Here is a 21,838-nt window from a genome sequence, read left to right as displayed (position 1 = left end):
AAGCCATGCTGAATTTTACTGATCTATTACCTTATACGGATGTGTTTTTAGGGGGTCTGATGACCACCATTCAACTCACCGTTTTGACCACAGTATTAGGCGTCTTGGTGGGCACAGCATGTGCCGCCATTCGCCAATACGGTGATCCCGTCAGTCAGCGTGTGGTAGCGGCGTATGTGGAGTTGATCCGTAATACGCCGTTTATTGTGCAGCTGTTCTTCATTTTCTTTGGCCTGCCATCCATTGGGTTGATGTTGTCACCATGGCAAGCCAGTGTCATTGCTCTTACGATTAACCTTGGTGCCTACAGTACCGAGATTATCCGTGCTGGACTGAGCAATATTCCAAAAGGCCAGTGGGAAGCGGCGAAGGTGTTGGGGATGAACTTTCGTCAGACCCTGACCCGCGTTGTTTTCACCCCGGCGTTTGAAAAGATTTACCCGGCGCTGACCAGCCAATGCATCATTGTGATGTTGGGTTCTGCTGTGTTGTCGCAGATCTCGGTACAAGACTTGACCTATGCTGCGAACTTGGTTCAGTCCCGTAACTTCCGCGCATTTGAAAGCTACGTGGTAACAGCCTTGATGTATCTTGGGTTGGCGATGCTGATGCGCTACATCTTTAGCCTAATTGGCAAACGCTTCTTTGCCTATCGGGAGGCCCCATGATTGAATTTAGTAACTGGGACATCCTGCGTAACCTGCTGTTTGCGACCCAGTGGACGGTGTTGTTGTCCCTCGCGGCTTTCCTAGGTGGCTCCATCGTGGCGTTGACGCTTACGGCCATGCGTTTAACTCGTAACCCAGCCATGCTGCGATTGGTCAAAATCTATGTGGAGATTTTCCAAGGTACGCCGCTGCTTATGCAGATGTTCTTGTGTTTCTTTGGTTTGTCCATGATTGGCTATGAAATCTCCGCTTGGGGCGCTGCGATCTTGTCTCTGACCTTGTTCACCAGTGCCTTCTTGGTGGAGATCTGGCGGGGCTGTATCGATACTTTGTCTAAAGGACAATGGGAAGCCAGCCGCGTATTAGGGTTGAGTTTTCTACAAACCTTGCGTCATGTGATCTTACCCCAAGCCACTAAGGTTGCCTTTGCGCCAACCGTTGGCTTCTCTGTTCAGGTGGTAAAAGGCACGGCACTGGCTTCTGTGATTGGCTTCGTGGAGCTGACCAAGGCTGGCACCATGCTTAACAATGCCACGTTTGAGCCCTTCAAGGTATTTGCCTTTGTGGCGCTTATCTACTTTGCCTTGTGTTACCCGCTGTCTTTGTGCAGCAAGTATTTGGAGAAGAAATATCATGTCGCTCGTTAAACTTAATCAGGTCCATAAATACTATGGCGACTTCCATGTGCTCAAAGGCATTGATCTGAATATCAAAGCGGGTGAAGTCGTCTCCATCATCGGTAAAAGTGGTTCGGGTAAAAGCACCCTGTTGCGTTGTATTAACGGCCTTGAGCAATACCAGCAGGGCGGTATTACCGTGGATGACAAAGAAGTAACGTCCGAAGACATTCAGGTGCGCCGTTTGGCTCTGAGTGTGGGGATGATCTTCCAGAACTTTAACTTGTTTCCCCATCTCACCGTGGGTGAAAACATCATGCTGGCACCGACGATTGTCTTGAAAAAGAGCAAAGAAGAGGCTGCCAAGACCGCCCGAGCTATGCTTGAGAAGGTTGGGCTTGGGGATAAGTTCGACAGTTATCCAGAGAAATTGTCCGGTGGCCAGCAGCAGCGTGTGGCCATCGCCCGTGCTCTTGCTATGAACCCCAAGGTGCTGCTATGTGATGAGATCACCTCGGCCCTAGACCCAGAATTGGTCGGGGACGTACTGAAAGTCCTAGAACAATTGGCGAAGGAAGGCATGACCTTGATCCTAGTGACCCATGAGATGAACTTCGCCCGTGACGTGGGTGATCGGGTCGTGTTTATGCATCAAGGCAAAGTGTGGGAAGAGGGCAACTCAAAAGTGTTGCTGTCTAACCCTGAGACAGAAGAACTGAAGCAATTTATTGGTGCTGTGCTCTAACTTTTTAGAGGTCATGAGTTCAGATGAAATAAAAAGCGGCGATCTCCCAGAGGCGCCGCTTTTTTTGTGGAAAAATTACTGTAAAGTCGAAGATTGACTCGCACTGGGCGAAGTCTTTGATAGAAAAAGGGAGTGAAGCTTTGATGGAGTTACAAACGATTTTGACCTTTGTGGCTGTGGCCGCATTACTGGTGATTTCCCCTGGGCCAAATGGCTTTTTGATTGCCAAGACTGTGCCTATGTTTGGTCGCAATGCTGCCTTTGCTAATATTTCAGGGTTTGTTGCCGCTTTCTATGTGCATGGCACCTTGTCTATCTTCGGCGTCTCTTTATTGCTCGTACAATCGGCCCAAGCGTTTATGGTTTTCAAACTATTAGGGGCGGCCTATCTGATCTGGATTGGTATTAAAGCCTTGCGTAGCGCCTTCAAACAGGGCCAACCGATCCCTGGGAAAGGCCCAAAACCAGCGCCCCGAAGAGCCTCCTTACGCAAAGCCTTTTTTGAAGGCTTCTTAACTAACGTCTTGAACCCAAAAGTCTCCATGTTTTACTTGGCCGCTTTTCCTCAGTTTATGTCCCTTGATCAAAGCCCATTAACGGCGTACGCCTTGGTCACTGCCCACGCCATCGTTAACGTGCTGTGGTTTGTGTTGATGGTGATGATGCTGTCGCGCGTGAAGTCCATGACCCAGAGTGAACGCTTTAAGAAATGGCTAAACTCTTTTATCGGCGTGGTATTTATCGGATTTGGATCAAAACTGGCGTTGATGAAAAGCAGCGGCTAGACGGTCTTTTGAACAAAGCGAAGCAAGGTGCTTCGCTTTGTTGTGTGGTACTAGAGTTCTTCGAAGACCGACTCAAGGGTGGTTAAGATAAAGTTAGCTTCGTCCTTGGTTAATGTCATCACAGGGCATAAGCAAAGGGTGTTGTTTAATTTTTCAAATGATCGGTTGGTACGGCCAATAATCAGTCCCTTTTGCATACACATACCGACGGCTCGAATGGCCACGGATTCTGGTACAGGCTCTTTTGTTTGTCTGTCCGCTACTAGCTCGATTCCCAGCAGTAAGCCTTTACCTCGCACATCGCCAATAAGGCTGAATTTACGTTTTAATGCCTCCAGACCTTCTAATAGGTATTGCCCCATTTCAGCACTGTTCTTCACGAGATTTTCTGTTTCGATGATGCGCATATTTTCTATGGCAGCAGCAGGGCCACCGGTACAGCCAGCATAGGTACTGATGTCTCGAAAATAGACATCGCGCTCGCTGCCTTCTCCAAGAAACTCATTAAAGACTTCCTCGGTGGTCACGGTACATGAAATGGCGGCATAGCTTGATGCAACGCCTTTCGCTAAGGTCACAATATCTGGTTGGATGCCGTAATGTTGGTAACCAAACCACTCACCGGTGCGTCCAAGTCCACATACGACCTCATCGATGTGCAGCAGTACATTATACTTTTTGCAGATTTCCATGATCTTAGGCCAGTAGCCTTCTGGTGGCGTGATGACGCCTCCGCCGGCTGTAATAGGCTCTAGAATGACTGCGCCTACTGTCTCTGGACCTTCTTTTAGAATGGCTTTCTCAAGTTCTAATGCGGCGAGTTCACCATAATTCTCTACGTCGCCAAATTGGCTGCGGTATTCACTGCAATGGGGAAAGGACACAAACCCTGGAACAAACGGACCATATTGATCGCGGCGCTCTTCTTGTCCCGTGGCGCTTAATGCAGCAATGGTGGAGCCATGGTAATCACGTTCACGGTAAAGGATTTTGTACTTCTGTCCGCCGTATTTCTTGTGGGAGATCTGACGTACAATTTTGAAGGCTTTTTCATTGGCCTCTGAGCCTGAGCTTGCGTAGTACACGCGACTCATCCCCGGCATTTTTTGGATCAATTTTTCCGCAAACTGTGCTCCAGGTATGGTGCCAGCGGTGCCTGCAAAATAATTTAGTTGGCACAGTTGGTCGCGAATGGCGTCTGCAATAGAAGTGCGCCCGTACCCCACATTGACGCACCACACGCCGCCCGCTGAGGCATCAAGATATGAGTTTCCTTTTATATCCCATACACGAGAGCCTTCCCCCTTTACCATGATCATAGGGTCTTGAGTTTTGAGCACGCTGTGCTGACTCAGGTGGTGCCAGATGTGATTTCTATCTTGCTCAATTGCTTGGCTCTCTAAGAGGGACATAGTTTTCTCCAACAGGTGTTGTTCGTAGTGAAAATCAGCTTAGCGGATTGATCTATAGGGCTTTAGAGCCAATAAAGGCAATCAATAGAGCCAGCGGTAAAAGTGAAATCTGGTGCTACGAAGACTGCCAATTGGCTCTACTGATTTGACTCGGTGGGTTGCGATACTCCGTGATCATTTTGGTTTTGGAAAGAGTGAGAAACCCATGGAAAATTTGCTGTATCTAGTTCCCATCGTGTTCTTTGCGGGACTGGTTCGAGGTTATTCTGGATTCGGTTTTGCGGTGATTGCGGTGATTGGTTTAAACGTGTTTTTGCCCCCCATTCAAAGTGTGCCGATTGTTTTGGGATTGGATTTATTATGCAGTGCTGGCTTGTTAAGGCAGGCGTTAAAGCAGGCAAATTTAAGTGTGTTGAAAAGGCTGGTTGTTGGCGCGGCCATGGGAACACCTATCGGCTTGGCGTTACTGCTGATGTTACCTAGCTATTGGCTGAAATTGCTCATCTGCTTGTTTGTGCTAGGTCTGATTGGCGTCTTGCTGAGCAAGTCTCCCAAGCAAACAAAGGATTCTAGCTGGCGTCAGATGGTAACGGGGGCTGCTTCTGGAGCCGGTACAACCTGTGCCTCAGTAGGCGGCCCCATGGTGTTGTTTTACATGCTTTCTAGCCCCCTCAGTGTTGTGACTCAGCGAGCGACCATGGTGCTGTTCTTTGTGTTGTCCGACGTACTTGCATTAATCGGGCTAGGTGCGAGTTTGTTGCAAACGGGAGTGTTGGTAAATGCCATAGCTTGGCTTTTGTTACCGACCCTGGTGGGCGTTAAGATTGGTCAGTATTGCTTTAATAAACGCGCGCCGCGTTCATTCAAAACCTTGTCATTGCCGCTGATGGCTGTAACGGCCGTTGTTGGAATAATCGATGTAATCGGTGATTTCGCTGGGGGGAGTTAAAAGGCCAGTACTTATGTGTGAGTACTGGCCTTTGATTGACTATCGTAGCGTCTGTTCTTAATTTAAGGCTGCTTCAACATATTCTGAGTTGACGAAGTCCCCATAATTGTCCTTTAGACCACTGATTTTATCTTGCTCAAGTAAAAACTCTGAAGTGGATTTTAACGAAGCAACTGCACCACCTTTATCTCCACAACCTAGCCAAGCACAAGAAGCTTGAGCTTCAAGGGATGGGTATTCGTAAAGCGCCATGACCGCAGGCACAGTGCTGATATCGCCGCCAGTCACTTTGCTGATTGATTTCGCCATGGGATTGTCAGCAGTGAAGCTGGCTTTGTTATCGTTATACTGTTTATCGATGGAAGCGATTAACTTAACAAAGTCGGTTAAAAACTCTTTGTGAGTGGCCGCGAATTTTTTGTTTGCAACTAAGCCATCAAAGGTTGGTTTGCCCCATGCGCTTAATGCCTTAGAGGTGATGAGCACCTGTCCAGTTTGTTTGATCTCACCTAACACTGGATCCCAAATAAAAGCCGCATCAATATCACCACGACGCCATGCTGCTGCGATCGCACTTGGTTGCATGTTCAGTAGCTGTACGTCCTTGGGTTCGATACCAAACTGCTCTAGGGCAAACATGGTATGAAAATGGGTTGTAGAGACAAAAGGAACGGCAATTTTTTTACCGACTAAATCGGATGGCTTGATGATGTTGGAACCATTGCGAGCCACCATGGCTTCGGCATCACCAATGTTTTCAAGGATCCAAAACAGCTCCGCATCCACGCCATTGCTCACGGCTGCAGCGATAGGGCTTGAGCCTGCTGAAGTGATATCGACGCTACCGGAAGCGAGAGCTGTCATGGCCTTCGCGCCAGAATCAAAACGGCGCCAATTGACCGTTACACCGAGTTTTTCCTCGACCATTTTTTCATCGATAATCTGTTTGTAGGGGTTAAACATACCTTGGTAACCAATGGTCACTTCTTCTGCTAAAAGGCTGGCTGAGAAGGCCATTGCGCCTGCGATGAGGCCTAGTTTTTTGATTAATCGCATAGTCACTCCTTAAGTGATGAGTTGTTTTTTTAAAAGATTGTCCAAGTGTTAGTTATGCCCTTTCCATGGGACGAGTTTTCGTTCTAAGTAGCGCATGAATAAGTCAAAGCAGTAGGCGATAATGCCGATGACAATGATCCCTGCGATCACGACATCTGTGCGCAAGAATTCAGAGGCGTTGAGTACCATAAAGCCGATGCCTCGTTGAGCGGCGACCATTTCTGCGGCCACTAGCGTTGTCCAACCAAAGCCTATGGCAATACGCATCCCAGTTAGAATATCCGGTAGTGCCCCTTTTGAAATGACTTGTAATATGACCTGCCAACGACTCGCCCCCATTGAGTAGGCAACTTGAATCTGCTCGATTCGAACCGAGGAAACCCCCGAACGAGCGCTTAAGATGATGGGCGCAAGCATGGCTAAGAAAATGAGAGTCATCTTGCTGCCTTCGTCTATCCCTAACCAGATGATGATGAGGGGTAAGTAGGCAAGCGGTGGTAATGGTCGGTAGAACTCAATAAGTGGGTCGAATATGCCTCGCAGAATATTGCTACAACCAATCAATATCCCTAGGGGAATGCCAATGAGACAGGCGAAAAAGAAAGACCCAAAAATACGCGTTAAGCTGGCAAATAGATGCTGGGAGAGGGTCGCCCCTGCAAAGCCATTGTTCGCAATGTCTAGAAACTTTTGAAACACATCTACAGGGGATGGTAGGAATAAGGGTTCAACCATTTCTAACTCGGTAACAAGTGCCCAAACCCCAATAAAAAAGAGGGTGGCAATGACGGATATTAGTCGGCTGTCTCCCGCTCCGGGGGCGCCATAAAACTCACCACTTTTAATCGATGGCTTTTGGATTTTTAGATTGATATAGACCAACAGCTTTTGAATCAGCGGCGTGAATTCTTTCGCTTTTAGGGGTTTACTCTCGGTCGGTTTACCAGTGCTGGAGCTGGGGCTGCTCTCTGCTTTTGACATTGGGAGTATTGTTTCAGTGCTCATGTTTAGCCTCTTGCGTTTCCATTTCGTCGCCATGAATGATGGATAGAATTTCTTCGCGGGTTTTGATGAATGCAGCGCTGGACTTCACTTTTCGAGCATCGCGGCAGGCGAGAAATTCTTTGTTAAAGCTCAAATCAAACTGGTGGGTAATGCGTCCTGGACGTGGGGACATGACAATTAATCGTGTCGCTAATAGGAGCGCCTCATCGACACTGTGTGTGATAAAGAACATCATCTTGTTGGTCTGTTGCCAGACATCGAGGAGCAGCTCTTGTAGGGATTCACGGGTGAGGGCGTCGAGTGCCCCGAGTGGTTCGTCTAACAGCAACATTTCAGGGTTGTTTGTCAGCGCTCTGGCAATCCCCACACGTTGTTGCATGCCTCCTGATAGTTGGTAGCCCCGGTGGTGATGAAAATCTTCTAGGCCTACGAGCTTTAAATATTCTGCCGCTTTCTCACGGCGCTCTCGCTTACCCACACCTTGTAGCTTGAGGCCAAACTCTGTGTTGCTTATGACATCTAACCAGGGCAATAAGGCATGCTTTTGAAATACAACACCTCGGTCAGCCCCTGGCCCTCGAACTTCATCACCAAGGTCCAAACCACAAGCGACCCTTGGGTATCCTTTAATGGAGCTGTCTCCCAGAGTCAGGTAACCCTTGGTTGGCGCAATAAAGCCTGCAATCAGACTTAATAAAGTGGTTTTCCCACAACCTGACGCCCCTAAAGCAACGACCAAATCCCCTTGGCCGATGGTCAGATTGATGTCTGACAGTGCAGTGACGGCTTCTCCCCCTTGAGAGGCCGGATAAATGACTGATACATCTCGAATATCTAATGTATTCATTGTTTACCTCTATCCTAATTTGATCTCTTAGAGCAGATATTTCTGTTAAACCATGGAGGTTAAGTTACGGGTCTGTTGCCATAAGCAATAGAGCCAATCGTTTAAATTGATGGTCCAGTTAGCAAAATAGATTTCTCTTGGCGGGGTTCTTGCTTCTTTCAAGGCATATTTGAAACAGTGCATTCTGAATAGGCTGAACCATGACTGATCATTTAATTAACGTTGAATTTCAACCGGGAAGAAGCTTTCAGCAGCAGATTAGAGAGAAGCTCGTTGATTTGATTCAGAAGGATTATTTTGGCAGTGCGCCATTACCTTCCAGTCGAAAGATGGCTCAATTATTGGGTGTCTCAAGAAATACTGTGATGCTGGTTTATGAAGGTTTAGTAGATGAGCGGTTTCTTATCTCAAAAGAGCGTAGCGGCTACTTTGTAAATCCTGAACTGGGTGAATATGAGCTACCGCAGCCCCTTACTGATGTCTCTTTTGAAGCCCCTACAGGACTGGCTTGGCAGCAAAGGTTTAAGCGAGTCTCTGCAAATTTCAACACCCTACGTAAAGACAAAAACTGGATTACGTATTCTCACCCATTTATCTATGGTCAGATCGAGCCAACGCATTTTCCCATTTACCAATGGCGTGAATGTACTCGTATTGCTCAGAGCCGAGGAACCGTTCATGAGTGGATAGAGGACTATGTGGACATGGACTCTAAAGCCCTGATAGAACAGATTCGTCTAAATATTTTGCCAAAAAGGGGCATTACCGCAGCGCCTAGCGAGATCATATTGACCATGGGAACTCAGAACTCCTTCTCTTTGTTAGCAGGGGTGTTGACGAATGAAGATACGTTAGTGGGCCTAGAGAACCCAGGTTATCCAGATCTAAGGCACATTTTTAGTGCATCCAGATCGAGACTGAAGTTTTTAGAGTTAGATAATCAAGGCGTAGTGGTGGGTGACCAACTCAGTCAATGTGATTATGTGTGTGTGACGCCAAGCCATCAATATCCAACAACGGTCACAATGACCATAGAACGTCGCTTACAACTACTGGCTCAAGCGTCTGAAGATGATTTTATTATCATTGAAGACGATTATGAAAGTGAGGTTAATTTTCACGACCGGCCTCTGCCATCGTTGAAAAGTATGGATAAGGAAGGGCGAGTCATTTACACAGGCAGCCTCTCTAAATCCTTGTCACCAGGATTGAGAATAGGTTACCTAGTGGCCGATGCGGAATTGATTAAAGAGCTGAGAACCCTTCGTCGCCTACAATATCGTCATCCTCCTGCTAACAACCAGACCGTTGCAGCGTTATTTATCAGCCAAGGTTACTATGACAGCCACTTACGGCGTATGAAAACACTCTACGAAACAAAGTGGAATCTCATGCATGAGGGGCTCAAAAAATACCTCTACCAATGTGAGGTAACGGAGACTCGGGGCAGTTTTTGTTTTTGGCTACGTTTGCCGTCTTCCATTAAAAGCGAGGATCTCGTCCGTCTTGCTTCAGACTACAGCATTTTGGTGGAGTCTGGAGACAGTCTGTTTGCCCAGAATCCAGCCCCCAAAAACTTCATGCGGCTTGGTTTTTCTGCGATCCCCGAAAATAAAATAGACTCAGGACTTAAAACCCTTGGAGAGCTTATTGAACGACTGCAAATAGAAGCTCCTACACATGCTCATACCATGAACTAACTGGTACCTAAGGTTACTAAGACTGGTTCTAGTGCAAGGGAAAGCCTTCTACTAACTTAGCCTGACAAATGTATCAGTTTAAGTAGGTAGTGTATGAAAAGGTGCGTATTAATCACGGGAGCAACCTCTGGTTTTGGGTTGGCAGCAGCCAGAAAATTCGCCGCAGAAGGATGGCGTCTTATTTTAACCGGGAGACGTGAAGACCGACTGCTTCGTTTACAAGAAGAGCTAGAAGACCTTGTGCCTGTATCGGTTCACGTGTTGGATGTAAGAGACGGTGACGCCGTAGCCAAATTCGTAGCCTCATTGCCTGAAGCTTTCCAGAGTATCCAATGTTTAGTAAACAATGCGGGGTTAGCCTTGGGAGCAGGCCCAAGTTACGAGGCTGACTTAAAAGACTGGCATACTATGATTGATACAAACATCACAGGGTTGGTGAATGTAACCCATGCCATACTGCCCCGAATGGTGGAGAAAGAAGGGGCCAGCGTTATTAACCTAGCCTCTATTGCGTCAAACTGGCCATATCCTGGTAGCCATGTATATGGCGCATCCAAAGCATTTGTAGCCCAATTCTCAAGAAATCTTCGGGCCGATGTGGCAGGTAAAGGCGTTCGTGTGACCAGTCTGGAACCCGGCCTATCCGAGAGTGAATTCAGTCTAGTTCGCTTTGGTGGTGACCAAGCAAAGTATGATCAGCTGTATGCTGGGGCAGAGGCACTGCAACCGGAAGATATTGCGAACATCATGGTTTGGATTGCGAGTCAGCCACCGCACATTAATATCAATAGTCTAGAAGTAATGCCAACGTCACAAGCTTGGAGCAATTTTAACGTGGTTAAGCGCTAATAGCCTAAGTTTTTAGACTAAATCGCTTCATTGGGGTTGTCGATGTTGAATAGGTAGGCCCATTCTTTATCGCGCCCCATGGCGTCTTTCATTTCGACTTTGAGTGTCCACTGCATACGTTCATCGGTACACAAAGGGACCACGACCTTGCTGTGCCATGTGTTGTCTGGGCGTTTCACTAATGGGTATTCGTAGACACCCAAATACATTTCTCGACCTTCTAGTACTAGGTTAACCGATTGGGCGTTTTGCACGGCTTTGGGTAGGGTGAGTACCGTGTCGATGCGGCGATTCAATTGGATGCCTTTATCAAATTGGATGGTGGCACCATTGAAGCGTTCTGGGGTTTCTTGCAGGGTGCACAGGCCTGTGTCTAAGTTACAGGGGCCGAGGGCATCCGGAAGAGGGTCTTCTGAATGGATTAGTTTTACCAGTGCGGCAACGCCAAAGACGGAGACAAAGGCGCCTACGTAGAAAATCAATTCGGCTTTGCTAAAAGGTTTCATATCAGAGTTCTATTCACTTAATTAAAAATCGAGGACGTATTTTACCCTCTTATTGACCGCGAAGGCAGACAAGAGTTCTAAGTGATTGCAGATTTTGAAAGGGAGATTGATTTTCAGCGCAATTTTTAGAAAGCATATGGCAACTATTTTGGTGCGTGATAGGCATGAGCCGCGGTTTTGTATATATTGTTATCAACATGGTGTGCTCATGGGAGATAACATGATGACAATAAGAAGAGTACAGCCAATCGATTTAGAACCGCTGGTTGAGCTATGGGAAATGGTTTTCCCTGATGATCCGTCGCACAACGCGCCGCGATCCATGCTACCGACTAAATTAGATGTGGATGATTTGATTTTAGTGGCTTGGGAAGATGGCGTGCTGATTGGCGCGTGCATGGTTGGTTATGACGGCCATCGTGGCTGGTTGTATGCGGTTGCGGTGCACCCTGATCACCGTCGTAAAGGTGTGGGGACCAACTTGATTAACGCATCCTTTGATACGCTAAAATCCCTTGGATGCATCAAGGTGAATTTACAAGTTCGTGAGGTGAATAACCCAGAAGTGGTGGCATTTTACGAATCCCTTGGTTTTAAAGTTGAGCAGCGTATTAGTATGGGTAAGCTGATCGACGATTAACCCAATCAGATTAAAGAAAAAGGCGACTTACAATAAGTCGCCTTTTTTTTGCCTTCAATTTAGTTATATCTCCATGCTTCCGCGGCGCAATGGGCAAAAACTTAGGCCAATTTAGGGTGGTTTGGGAAAGAAGCGAGGAGCTTAGTTAGGCTACATTGTATATAGTAAGCAATGTATATAATAATTCTTGTACATAAAATGAGTAACCCCGTATGAGTTTGGAAAGAGAAATAGGTTTTCTGCTGGCTGACGTGAAACGTTTAATGCGTCGCGAGTATTTGAAAAGTGAGTCCCCCATCACACCGATGCAGGCTCGCGCCCTTGTTTACGTGTCACGTTTTGAAGGGATACGGCAAGTCGCATTGGCGGAAATCCTGGAAATTCAGCCCATCACAACGGCTCGTCTCATCGACCAACTGAGTGAAGATAACTTGGTGGTTCGCCGCCAAGACCCAACTGACCGCCGCGCTTATTGCCTGTATTTGGCAGAGGGGGCACGCCAACGATTGGACCAAATCGGTTCTTTCGTTGCTGACGTTAACCAAAAGGCGCTCGCTGGGATCTCGGCAGAGGAAGTAGAGACATTGGTTCGCTTGTTAAAAACCATGCACAGCAATTTGTGCGACAAAGAATGATCCATGCTGCATGACATCTACGAGGATAGAAGCATTATATGAGTGACCAAAATACTGCCCCTGACGTGCCTAAGCAGGTTGCACAAAAAGGCAAACGTCGTTTTCTTCTGTTTGTGATCCCTGTGGTCGCCGTGCTGGCTGCCACTTACATCTATCTGCATGGGGATCGTTACGTTGAGACGGACAACGCCTTCATCCAAAACGACAAAACCCCGATCACAGCAGAAGTGTCAGGTACGATTCAGACCCTTAACGTCAAAGAAAACCAATGGGTGAAGCAGGGGGACTTATTGTTTTCTGTGGACCCGACGCCTTTTAACGTTGCGGTCGCCCAGGCACAAGCGCAGCTTGAGCAGGTACGCATTGACTTGTTGTCTCAAAAAGCGGCTTACGAAGAGAAGCAAGCGCAAATCGAGCAAGCGGAAAACACCCTAGCCTACAATCAGCGTGACGAGAAGCGTCAGGCGGACTTGCTAAAACAGCATTACATTTCTGATTCTCAGTATGATGCTTCCAGTCAAACGACAAAAACCAGCCAGTTGGAAATCAACACCCTACGCAAAGATTTACGTCGTTTGCAGGAGTCCTTGGGCGGTGATGTGACCCGTCCAGTAGAAGAGCATCCAAGCTATAAATCCGCGCAAGCCGCTTTAGAGCAGGCGCGTATCGATCTTAAACATGTCAATGTGTATGCACCGGCCAATGGCATTGTGACGAATGTGCCAAACCATGGGGAATACGTTTCCACGGGGGCCGTTGCTATGGTTGTGATTGGTAATGAGTCCCCTTGGATTGAAGCCAACTTCCCAGAAAAAGACATGACCTATATGCATGCGGGACAAGCCGTTGAGATTGAAGTAGACGCTTACCCAGAGATTACTTGGCATGGGGTAGTGGACAGCATTAGCCCAGCAACAGGGTCGGAGTTCTCTGTGATTCCTGCGGAAAATGCGACGGGTAACTGGGTGAAAGTGACCCAGCGTGTGCCGGTCCGTATTCACATTGAACAAGACCCTAATGGGCCTTTGCTACGCAGTGGTTTGAGTACGACGGTAACGGTAGATACGGAGCATCAGCGTTCTTTGCTTGGCGTTAAGCTTTAGGGGGACACCATGACCTTAACCCAAGCAAAACAAGGGGATGACAATTTCCAGCGCATCATGATCACGGTCTCGGTTATGTTGGCCACCATCATGCAAGCCCTGGATACCACCATTGCCAACGTGGCCCTGCCTCATATGCAAGGGTCCATGGGGGCGACGCAAGATCAGATCTCGTGGGTGTTGACCTCTTACATCGTCGCGGCGGCGATTTGTATGCCTCTTACTGGCTTTATCTCCGCCCGCTTTGGCCGTAAGCGTTTATTCCTATGGTCGGTGATTGGCTTTACTGTGACCTCTATCCTGTGTGGTATGGCCCAGTCCCTCAACCAGATTATTTTGTTCCGTTTATTGCAAGGTGTCTTCGGTGCCAGCTTGGTGCCCTTGTCCCAATCTATCTTGCTTGACAGCTATCCTCGTGAGAAGCATGGCTCGGCCATGGCAATGTGGGGCGTTGGGGTAATGGTTGGGCCTATTTTGGGGCCATTCCTTGGGGGCTTGCTCACCGAGTATTACAGCTGGCGCTGGGTGTTCTACATCAATGTGCCGTTCGGTATCTTGGCGTGGATGGGGATCAGTGGTTTCGTGAAAGAAACGGAGCTGAAGAAAGACCGAAAATTCGACTTTTATGGTTTCTTCTTGCTGGCTATTGGCATTGGTGCCCTACAAATGATGCTCGACCGTGGGGAAACCCTGGACTGGTTTAGCAGTCTTGAGGTGATCATTGAGTGTGGGCTAGCGGTATTGTGTTTGTATATGTTTGTGGTGCACATCAATACGCACAGCACGCCTTTTATCGAAACTCGGCTGTTCCGTGATCGTAACTTCTCCGTTGGCTTAGTGTTTATCTTTATTGTGGGTGTGATTCTGTTGGCGACCATGGCTCTGTTGCCGCCCTTTATGCAGAACCTGATGGGCTATCCGGTGGTGGACGTCGGTACGATTCTCGCACCCCGTGGTTTTGGCACCATGGCAATGATGATCTTGGTGGGGCGTTTGTCAGGTAAGGTAGATCCTAGGGTCTTTATCTTTATCGGGCTGTCTTTGATCATATTCTCCATGTGGGAGATGACCCAGTTTACTTTGGACTCTACCGCTGGCGATATTATTCGTACTGGTGTAGTGCAGGGGGCAGGACTAGGGTTGGTCTTTGTACCGTTATCCACTATTGCGTTTTCGACTTTGGATCCGTCCTTGCGTACGGAAGCGTCTTCCTTGTTCAGCTTGTTGCGGAACATAGGTAGCAGTATCGGTATCTCCATTGTAGCCACTTATTTGACCCAGCAGACTCAGATCAATCATGCGATCTTTTCTGAGTTTGTGAATCCATTCAACTTGGGGCTGTCATTGGCGGAGCAGGCCGGCACTTATTCAACTCAAAGCACACAGGGCCTAGCGGCGTTGGATGCTATGGTCAATGTACAAGCGGCAACTTTAGCCTACCTTCAGGACTTCCGTCTGATGATGTGGGTGACAGTCTGTGCCTTGCCATTAGTGTTTATCTTAAGTGGACCTGCTAAGCGCCAAGCATCTTAGTCACCTTAAGTATCCAAAGAACCCAGTATTAAAATACTGGGTTCTAGGTTTTCCGAACTAACTTCTCTACAATACAGCCACTTCTATTTGTGGTGTGACTATGTCGACGACATTGGCTTCTCGGTTACGAAAATATGGACGCTGGGTGTTATTCGCCTGGGCTTTGTCCTTATTGGGCCCCCTAGTGGTGCCGACCCAGCCAGTGGTAAAAGACGACTTTGTCGTACTGCGGGTATGTACTTTGATGAACGGTGTTCAGTTCATTAAAGTCCCTCTTGCTGAGTATTCAGACAATCAAATCAAAGATCACATCAGCCAGCTGCATGGTAGTTGTAAGTGTGGCTTGAACGTGGATCACATGTCTTTGATTGCGGCTGACTTTGTGTTGCCGCCACGAGATTTTGCCCCGTCACTCTGGGCAATCCCCCATAATGAGCGCGTTATTGCGACTTTCGTGCCTCATTACTACTCCCGTGCCCCGCCTTTCTTCGTAGCACCTTCATCGGTTTGAGTTGTCGAAAATTTTGCTTGAAAAAAGAAAGGGTTAGTTATGTCTGTACGGTTTATTTCTCGTTTGGCGCTGGCAGCGCTAGGGATGTCTTCGGCTATTGCGATGGCGTCATCCATTGAACTCAGCGCACCTGCGGTGCGTGCTACGCCACCGGGTGCGCCTACTAGTGGTGGCTATGTCACCTTGATCAACCACTCGGATCAAGAGCGCTTTTTGGTCGCTGCAGAAAGCAATGTGGCAAATAAGGTTGAGATTCACCTAAGCGAGATGCAAGGGGACACCATGAAAATGTATCAGGTTGATCAGGTGGTGATCCCTGCTCATGGTGATGCGCAATTAAAGCCGGGTGGTTACCACATTATGTTTATGGGGTTAAAACAACCTTTAAAAGCAGGTGATTCCGTTGCTCTTACCTTAGTGATGAAGAACGGTGAGCGTATCAAGTTGTCTGCCCCTGTTTTGTCTCCTGATGAGATGGCTGCCTATGCCCCAGGCAGTATGTCTATGCATCATATGAATCACGGTGACATGGATCACAGTAAGATGAACCATGACAAAATGGATCATCAAGGCCACGGCGACATGGCGGATAAAAAGCACCATTAAGATAAGGCAATTGATCAGGTCATTGGTTATACTTTGACCTGATCATATTTTATCAATCACATCAGGGAGTGTGTGATGGCTGTGCCTCAAGGATCTCAAATAGCTTTGTACCTACCTCGCGCCTTCTTTGCGGACAGTTGGTCTGTATCCGTTCCGTCTAAAAACATCACCGCCATGACCTTGTATATTGAAAGTATGCGCCGAATGCCTGGTTGGGCGAATGCTTTGATGCAATTGCGCAATAATATCTGGGCCACCGTGGGTCTTAAAAATCTCGGCAGTTTTAAAGAAATTTTGCATGTGAAGCATGCGTGCGACTACATCAAAGGAGATCGGGTGGGGATCTTTACTGTGGTTTCAAACGAACATCACGAGGTGGTGCTAGAGGACTGCGATAAACATCTAAATGTGAGAGTGTCCTTTTACATTAATGATTTGGGTGATCAATCGCACATAGCCGTAACAACGGTTGTCCATGTCAAAAATTGGCTTGGTCGTTTGTATATGATTCCTGTCTTTCCTATCCATAAACTCATTCTTTGGCGTTCTATGGCGCAAATCCGTGCCATTTATAAAAGCCAGTAACCTATTGATTCCTTAGCAAAAACCATATTGCCCCTGACAGTTGTCATATATCTTCTCTGGTTTTGGTGTATCGACCAAGCTATTATCGGCGGCCAAAAACTTTAAATTGCGTGCACAGGAGAAGAGTATGAGTCGTCATTACATTCTCGGCTATGGCAGCCTTATCAGTTCAGAAAGCCGAGCTAAAACCGGTGAAACAGGACAAGTTTGGCCGGTGAAACTGCATGGTTTTGAGCGTCATTGGTCCATCATGACATCAGAGTTTGGGATGAGCTCTGTTGCGGTGGTCAAGTCGGATGCTAAAGCCTGCAATGGTGTTCTTATTGAAGTACCGGAAGATCAATTCACCCTGTTTGATGAACGAGAACAAGGCTACCAACGCACGCAAATTGAGCGCGAGCAATTGACTCCTTACCTAGACGAAGAGTTGCCAGACGGTACCTATTGGATTTATCACACGGAAGAAGTGGTAGAACCCCATACGGAATGCCCCATCGCACTGAGTTATGTGGACGTGATTTTGTCCGGTTGTCTTGAGCATGGGGATTCCTTTGCGACGGATTTCTTAGCGTTAACAAAAGGGTGGCGCGGGCCACTACACAATGATCGTTTGCAACCGAGATACCCTCGTGCTCAAACAAATTTATCGACCGAGCGCCTCAACCGATTGTTAGCGCCGGTTACGACTTTATCTTTAAACGAGTTAGCCATCACTTATGAGTCTTAATCCTCCCAGCCTTTTGCTGGAGCGTAACGCAGAGCAATTTACCGGCAAAGTGCTGTTTGCCAACCCTGAAGATGCTTTTCCTCAAGAGCTAAAAGGGCAGGCAGAAGTGTTTGCCTGGTGTCAGTCCTATACCGTTTACGAACAGCTTTTACGGGTAGGTCTGTCTGAGTCTAATGTGCAGTTTTCAGCCCAGTGGGACAGCACGATTGCCTCTGACTTTGACCACGTCATTATTTATCAGCCCAAAGCAAAAGAACTGCTGGATTATTTGTTAGCGGCGACCTTACCCGTCTTAAAAAAAGGAGGGCAAGTTTGGCTCGTTGGAGACAACAAAAGCGGTGTGAAATCGTCTTCAAAGCGTATGGTGTCGCCTTTAGAGCACGTTGGTAAGTTTGATGGCGCTAAGCATTGTTTATTGTTCAATGGTCAAAAAGCCGACGAAGCAAAGCCTTTTGTCTTTGAGGATTGGGTGACTTCTTGGAATGTAGACGTGGCGGGGCAAGCCTTTACCTTGTGCAGCATCCCAGGGGTTTTTGGACACGGTAAGCTAGATCGTGGCACTGTGATCTTATTAGAGCAAATGCAATCCCACCGATTTATGGCGGATGTGGCCAATGCCCGTTTGTTAGATTTTGGTTGTGGTGATGGCATCATCAGTATGTGGTTGCACAAGCACACAGGGGCCAAGCTCCATGCGTTAGATGATTCCGCTTTGGCCTTGGCGGCCACGGAGCTGACGTTTGCTGCGAACCAAGCGGTGGGTGCTGTGACTTTGGTAGCTTCCAATGGTTTAAATGAAGTGAAAGGACGCTTTAATTATGTGATCACTAACCCGCCGTTCCACACGGGAGTGAGTACAGACTACAGTGTCCCTGAGAAGTTTTTTATCAATGTAAAACAACACCTTACCTTGAATGGTGAGGTGTTTGTGGTGGCTAACGATTTCTTACGTTATAGCCCTTTGATGGATGCGGCCTTGAGTAAGTCCGTGCAATTAGAGCGTAAGAATGGCTTTGCGGTGTATCACGCGCGACAAAAGCGCAATTAGACCCACTTGAGATTTGCCCTAATGTATTCATATTAGGGCATTGCGCCCCAGTTAGGCTGGGGGTAAAGTTTTAGCTTATTTTTAATTAATCGAACTTCGGGGCGGGGCGAAATTCCCCACCGGCGGTGACTTTGCTTTGCAAACAGCCCGCGAGCGCCTTCTTTTGGGAAGGGTCAGCAGATCAGGTGTGACTCCTGAGCCGACGGTTATAGTCCGGATGAAAGAAGATCGACCAAGTCTCCTTTAAAGGTGCCTCTATGGGCGCACCTTTAAAGGCGAGGCTCACCCATGCGCTCGTGTGGGTTACAACTTGGCTGTTCAATCATCACCCCTGTGACTCTTATTTATTGGAGAATGAGAGATGGCAGGAACACTGTTTATTATGCTTGCGTGCTTTACGTGGGCCCTTGATACCCTTATTCGCTACCCTCTGCTGGGAGTAGGCTATAGCACTCTTCAGGTCGTGCTGTTTGAGCACCTGGCCTTAGTACTGATCACTGCGCCCTTGATCTGGCGTTATCGTCATCATTACCGACAAATGCGCCGAGCATCCCTTGCTTGTCTGTTTTTCATCGGAGGTGTCGGCTCTGCTCTGGGTACCTTGGCCTTTACTGAAGCCTTCCATTATCTGAATCCCACAGTAGTGATCTTGCTGCAAAAACTACAGCCCGTGATCGCGATTGTGTTGGCTTTTGCTGTGTTGAAAGAGCAGATCCGCGGTCATTTTGTGCGCTGGTCCTTGGTGATACTTGGGGGAAGCTTCCTTATGATCGCCCCAGATATTATGGCACTTGGAGACGCACAATGGCATTACAGTGATGAAGAAGTGGAGGTTCTAAAAGGTTACGGCTTTACTCTACTCGCCGTGGCTGCATGGGGCGCCGCTACCGTTTGTGGTAAGTACCTGTCTTACCAAAGCGTGCCTGCTAACGCCATTATGTCAGGGCGCTTCTTATCGGGTTTGCTGGTGCTGTTAGTTTTGTCCTTGGGCAATACAGATCAGATCAGCACCATGCCAGCGGAGGACTTGGGCGCACTCGTGGTGATGGCCTTATTAAGTGGCTTGTTAGGCATGTGGTTGTACTACCAAGGGTTAAAGACAGTGCGAGCGCAACTGGCGACCCTCGCAGAGCTTACTTTCCCTGTCTTTGCGGCCGGCATTAACTGGTTGTTTCTTGATATGTCGCTCACCCTTTACCAAATTGCCGGGGCGATTTTATTAATCGCGGGCAACATTGGCTTGCGCCTTCGAGATGCGAAAGTCACCCAGCAGGATACCCTGACGGCACAAGGTGCTTGATGTAATCTATAGGTTGAACCGTTTTTAAAAGGATGTACCTATGCGTTTGCCGTCGCTCAAGCTGGCTTCTCTCGACATAAAAACTCTCTCTGGATATGGGGTAGCGTTAGGTTGCGCTTTGTTTCTGTTGGCCTTGATCCCTGGGCTGGGTGGGCTGCTGATTTTGTCTGGAATGGTCTATTGGGCGGTGTTTGTTAGTGCTTGGCAGCGTCTTAACAGACGTAATAAACGACAATGTGGCTTTTTACTTGTGGTGGGGGTTGTGGCGCTGGTGGTGGCGGTCTTTACTGATGTGACTGTGCCGGTGTTTTCTTTGTTACAGGGGAACTTGGCCATTGTGGCCATGTTAACGGGCGTATCCTTGCTGGGGTTATTGCCAGATTCGACTAAGCCAAAGCCACCTATGACTGGGGTAAAAGGTTTTGCGAGCACGTGGGCGAGCATTCAGTTACTTGGCGCTGTGATTAATATGTCAGCGGTGTTTGTGGTGGGGGATAAGCTGCAACGCCAGTCCGGACAGTTATCTGGGCCTCAATACTCGATTCTAGTTCGCGCTTTGACCAGTGCTGGTTGGTGGTCGCCGTTTTTTGCGTCCGTTGCGGTGGCCTTGTCGATTGCCCCTGATGCAGAGTTTCATCACCTTGCTGTGATTGGTTTACCCCTCTCTATTATGGCTTGTGCCTTGTCTTGCTGGGAGTTTAAACGTAGCGGTCAGATCGAGGCTTTTCAGGGGTTTCCTTTATCAGTGAGCTCCTTAGCCTTCCCCGTTTTGTTAGCGGCCTTGGTGCTGATTTTTCATTATTTTGTGATGCCAGAGGCGGCAATTTTGTCCATTGTCACCTTGTTAAGTCCCATCAGTGTAGTGTTGTTTTTATTTCTTAGAGGTGGTCCTCGTCATACCCGCCAGCGGTTGCGTGACCATGCCCACATTCGTTTGCCAAATATGGCCAATGAGGTGTCGTTATTTTTGGCGGCGGGGTTTTTATCCACTACGGTCAGCTTGGCGCTCCAGGGTCTACTGGGAGAAGGGTGGTCCTTGTTTGACCACTTTGGTTTCTTTGAGGCGTACCTGTGTTTTCTGGTGATTTGTGGTATTTCTTTAATGGGCTTGCACCCCATTGTGGGGATCTCTTTGATGAGTTCTATGGTGCCAGCCAGCGGTGCGGACAATACTTTGTTGGCGTTTGTGTCCTTGTGTACCTGGGCCGTGGGTACGGCCATCAGTCCCTTGTCAGGAATCAACCTTTCGGTGGCGGGCAAGTATGGGGCAGACAACTTTGCGATTGCCCGCTCTAATTGGTTCTACGGTGCGTTAATGGCCGGTGTTGTGGCTCTCGCCATGTTGGTACTGACTTGGACCTTGCCTTAGTGGATACTTTACGTGTGTATCATAAAAAACAGCGGCATTTCGCCGCTGTTTGAGAAGATCTGTGGTGCAGCTGCCAGTCTATAAGTTGGCAAACAACTTGATTTGAAATGTATTGGCGCTTGGGTCACTTTCCGCGCTGAATACGTCTTTTTGATAGGCCTTAGGGTCACGATAGGCATATTGGACTTCCATGCCAAAGTCACCAAAGTTATAGCCTAGGCCAATCGGTGCTTGTAACCCGGTAGCAATATAGTCGCTGCTGCTGGTGGTAGATTCCCAATGTTCGCTGAAATATCCAAGTCCAGCGTACCCATAAAACCCTTTGTCGATAAATGATGTACCGAGCAAAAAGTTGAGCTCTAGCCCGGAGGTTTCAAATACTGATGGGCCTGAGTTAGAGCCTTGGGAATAAGAGCCACTTCCGTTGTAGTAATAATTTGTCGCAAACGCGAAATTTTCGTGGGGGATCAACCGCACACTGAAAACAGGGGAGCCAAAATCTACGCTGTAATCGCTACTTGCATCTTCAATATAGCGAGCATGGTAACCACCACCAATTTGGGCATTGGTCTCAGCCTGTGCGTTAGCTGTGATTAATAAGCAGCTGGTAGCGGTTAGAAAGACAAGATTCTTGCAGTACAT

At 47.9% G+C, this 21,838-nt stretch carries 24 protein-coding genes and 1 riboswitch; of the genes, 18 read left to right on the top strand and 6 right to left on the bottom strand.

The annotated features are described in order from the left end of the window. The first annotated feature begins 5 nt into the window (after positions 1 to 5). The 4 genes from ACZ5DR_RS04340 (at position 6) to ACZ5DR_RS04325 (ending at position 2,815) form a co-directional block, all read left to right on the top strand. On the top strand, positions 6 to 668 hold the full coding sequence (locus tag ACZ5DR_RS04340) for an amino acid ABC transporter permease (RefSeq protein WP_377366354.1): 663 nt from the start codon (positions 6 to 8) through the stop codon (positions 666 to 668). Next, complete coding sequence (locus ACZ5DR_RS04335) at positions 665 to 1,315, top strand: amino acid ABC transporter permease (RefSeq protein ID WP_377366355.1); 651 nt, start codon at positions 665 to 667, stop codon at positions 1,313 to 1,315. Before ACZ5DR_RS04340 ends, ACZ5DR_RS04335 begins: the two co-directional genes overlap by 4 nt. Next, a complete protein-coding gene (locus ACZ5DR_RS04330; protein ID WP_377366356.1) occupies positions 1,302 to 2,030 on the top strand; it encodes an amino acid ABC transporter ATP-binding protein in 729 nt (242 codons plus the stop codon). The genes ACZ5DR_RS04335 and ACZ5DR_RS04330 overlap by 14 nt, the downstream gene beginning before the upstream one ends. 143 nt (positions 2,031 to 2,173) lie before the next feature. Continuing rightward, a complete protein-coding gene (locus ACZ5DR_RS04325) occupies positions 2,174 to 2,815 on the top strand; it encodes a LysE family translocator (protein ID WP_377366357.1) in 642 nt (213 codons plus the stop codon). 50 nt (positions 2,816 to 2,865) lie between these two features. Here the strand turns inward: ACZ5DR_RS04325 and ACZ5DR_RS04320 are convergent, their stop codons facing one another. Then, positions 2,866 to 4,227: an aminotransferase family protein gene (locus tag ACZ5DR_RS04320; RefSeq protein WP_377366358.1), complete on the bottom strand. Its 1,362-nt coding sequence runs from the start codon at positions 4,225 to 4,227 to the stop codon at positions 2,866 to 2,868. Between the two features lie 205 nt (positions 4,228 to 4,432). Between ACZ5DR_RS04320 and ACZ5DR_RS04315 the strand changes: the two genes are divergently transcribed. Further along, positions 4,433 to 5,176, top strand: a complete 744-nt coding sequence (locus tag ACZ5DR_RS04315; RefSeq protein WP_377366359.1) for a sulfite exporter TauE/SafE family protein — start codon at positions 4,433 to 4,435, stop codon at positions 5,174 to 5,176. A gap of 57 nt (positions 5,177 to 5,233) precedes the next feature. On the opposite strand, the gene tauA is transcribed toward ACZ5DR_RS04315, so the two are convergent. The 3 genes from tauA to ACZ5DR_RS04300 are packed head-to-tail and all read right to left on the bottom strand — an operon-like array spanning position 5,234 to position 8,084. Beyond that, positions 5,234 to 6,232, bottom strand: coding sequence for a taurine ABC transporter substrate-binding protein (gene tauA / locus ACZ5DR_RS04310; RefSeq protein WP_377366360.1), 999 nt, complete (start codon positions 6,230 to 6,232; stop codon positions 5,234 to 5,236). A gap of 48 nt (positions 6,233 to 6,280) precedes the next feature. Continuing rightward, positions 6,281 to 7,237, bottom strand: coding sequence for an ABC transporter permease subunit (locus ACZ5DR_RS04305; RefSeq protein ID WP_377366361.1), 957 nt, complete (start codon positions 7,235 to 7,237; stop codon positions 6,281 to 6,283). After that, positions 7,227 to 8,084, bottom strand: a complete 858-nt coding sequence (locus ACZ5DR_RS04300) for a taurine ABC transporter ATP-binding protein (RefSeq protein WP_377366362.1) — start codon at positions 8,082 to 8,084, stop codon at positions 7,227 to 7,229. The genes ACZ5DR_RS04305 and ACZ5DR_RS04300 overlap by 11 nt, the downstream gene beginning before the upstream one ends. Before the next feature lie 200 nt (positions 8,085 to 8,284). On the opposite strand from ACZ5DR_RS04300, the gene pdxR reads away from it, so the two are divergent. Continuing rightward, complete coding sequence (pdxR, locus tag ACZ5DR_RS04295; protein WP_377366363.1) at positions 8,285 to 9,784, top strand: MocR-like pyridoxine biosynthesis transcription factor PdxR; 1,500 nt, start codon at positions 8,285 to 8,287, stop codon at positions 9,782 to 9,784. 93 nt (positions 9,785 to 9,877) lie between these two features. Beyond that, positions 9,878 to 10,633: an SDR family oxidoreductase gene (locus tag ACZ5DR_RS04290; RefSeq protein ID WP_377366364.1), complete on the top strand. Its 756-nt coding sequence runs from the start codon at positions 9,878 to 9,880 to the stop codon at positions 10,631 to 10,633. A gap of 17 nt (positions 10,634 to 10,650) precedes the next feature. On the opposite strand, the gene ACZ5DR_RS04285 is transcribed toward ACZ5DR_RS04290, so the two are convergent. Then, the gene (locus ACZ5DR_RS04285; RefSeq protein WP_377366365.1) at positions 10,651 to 11,139 is read right to left on the bottom strand and encodes a hypothetical protein; all 489 of its coding nucleotides are present in this window, start codon (positions 11,137 to 11,139) and stop codon (positions 10,651 to 10,653) included. Positions 11,140 to 11,359: 220 nt separating this feature from the next. Here ACZ5DR_RS04285 and ACZ5DR_RS04280 point away from each other — a divergent pair, with 220 nt between their 5' ends. The 11 genes from ACZ5DR_RS04280 to ACZ5DR_RS04230 all read left to right on the top strand — a co-directional run bounded on the left by ACZ5DR_RS04280 (position 11,360) and on the right by ACZ5DR_RS04230 (position 21,196). After that, positions 11,360 to 11,779: a GNAT family acetyltransferase gene (locus tag ACZ5DR_RS04280; protein ID WP_377366366.1), complete on the top strand. Its 420-nt coding sequence runs from the start codon at positions 11,360 to 11,362 to the stop codon at positions 11,777 to 11,779. A gap of 212 nt (positions 11,780 to 11,991) precedes the next feature. After that, a complete protein-coding gene (locus ACZ5DR_RS04275) occupies positions 11,992 to 12,414 on the top strand; it encodes a MarR family winged helix-turn-helix transcriptional regulator (protein WP_377366367.1) in 423 nt (140 codons plus the stop codon). Between the two features lie 38 nt (positions 12,415 to 12,452). Continuing rightward, positions 12,453 to 13,517, top strand: a complete 1,065-nt coding sequence (locus ACZ5DR_RS04270) for an HlyD family secretion protein (protein ID WP_377366368.1) — start codon at positions 12,453 to 12,455, stop codon at positions 13,515 to 13,517. A 9-nt stretch (positions 13,518 to 13,526) separates the two neighbouring features. After that, positions 13,527 to 15,050: a DHA2 family efflux MFS transporter permease subunit gene (locus ACZ5DR_RS04265; RefSeq protein ID WP_377366369.1), complete on the top strand. Its 1,524-nt coding sequence runs from the start codon at positions 13,527 to 13,529 to the stop codon at positions 15,048 to 15,050. 100 nt (positions 15,051 to 15,150) lie between these two features. Then, positions 15,151 to 15,561, top strand: coding sequence for a hypothetical protein (locus ACZ5DR_RS04260; RefSeq protein ID WP_377366370.1), 411 nt, complete (start codon positions 15,151 to 15,153; stop codon positions 15,559 to 15,561). Between the two features lie 39 nt (positions 15,562 to 15,600). After that, positions 15,601 to 16,167, top strand: a complete 567-nt coding sequence (locus ACZ5DR_RS04255; RefSeq protein WP_377366371.1) for a copper chaperone PCu(A)C — start codon at positions 15,601 to 15,603, stop codon at positions 16,165 to 16,167. A gap of 75 nt (positions 16,168 to 16,242) precedes the next feature. Then, entirely contained in the window at positions 16,243 to 16,752 is a 510-nt protein-coding gene (locus ACZ5DR_RS04250) for a DUF2867 domain-containing protein (RefSeq protein WP_377366372.1), read from the top strand. Positions 16,753 to 16,879: 127 nt separating this feature from the next. Beyond that, positions 16,880 to 17,479, top strand: a complete 600-nt coding sequence (locus ACZ5DR_RS04245; RefSeq protein WP_377366373.1) for a gamma-glutamylcyclotransferase family protein — start codon at positions 16,880 to 16,882, stop codon at positions 17,477 to 17,479. Continuing rightward, entirely contained in the window at positions 17,469 to 18,527 is a 1,059-nt protein-coding gene (locus tag ACZ5DR_RS04240; RefSeq protein ID WP_377366374.1) for a methyltransferase, read from the top strand. Before ACZ5DR_RS04245 ends, ACZ5DR_RS04240 begins: the two co-directional genes overlap by 11 nt. Before the next feature lie 88 nt (positions 18,528 to 18,615). Beyond that, positions 18,616 to 18,760: riboswitch (FMN riboswitch) on the top strand. 128 nt (positions 18,761 to 18,888) lie between these two features. Beyond that, complete coding sequence (locus tag ACZ5DR_RS04235; protein WP_377366375.1) at positions 18,889 to 19,827, top strand: DMT family transporter; 939 nt, start codon at positions 18,889 to 18,891, stop codon at positions 19,825 to 19,827. A 40-nt stretch (positions 19,828 to 19,867) separates the two neighbouring features. After that, a complete protein-coding gene (locus ACZ5DR_RS04230; protein WP_377366376.1) occupies positions 19,868 to 21,196 on the top strand; it encodes a hypothetical protein in 1,329 nt (442 codons plus the stop codon). Between the two features lie 78 nt (positions 21,197 to 21,274). Here ACZ5DR_RS04230 and ACZ5DR_RS04225 read toward each other — a convergent pair whose 3' ends face one another. Further along, positions 21,275 to 21,838, bottom strand: a complete 564-nt coding sequence (locus ACZ5DR_RS04225) for an outer membrane beta-barrel protein (RefSeq protein WP_377366377.1) — start codon at positions 21,836 to 21,838, stop codon at positions 21,275 to 21,277.

Source organism: Marinomonas vaga, from assembly GCF_055388305.1.
The sequence above is the reverse complement of the archived record's forward strand: the minus strand, read 5'-3'. Positions and strand labels throughout refer to the sequence as shown.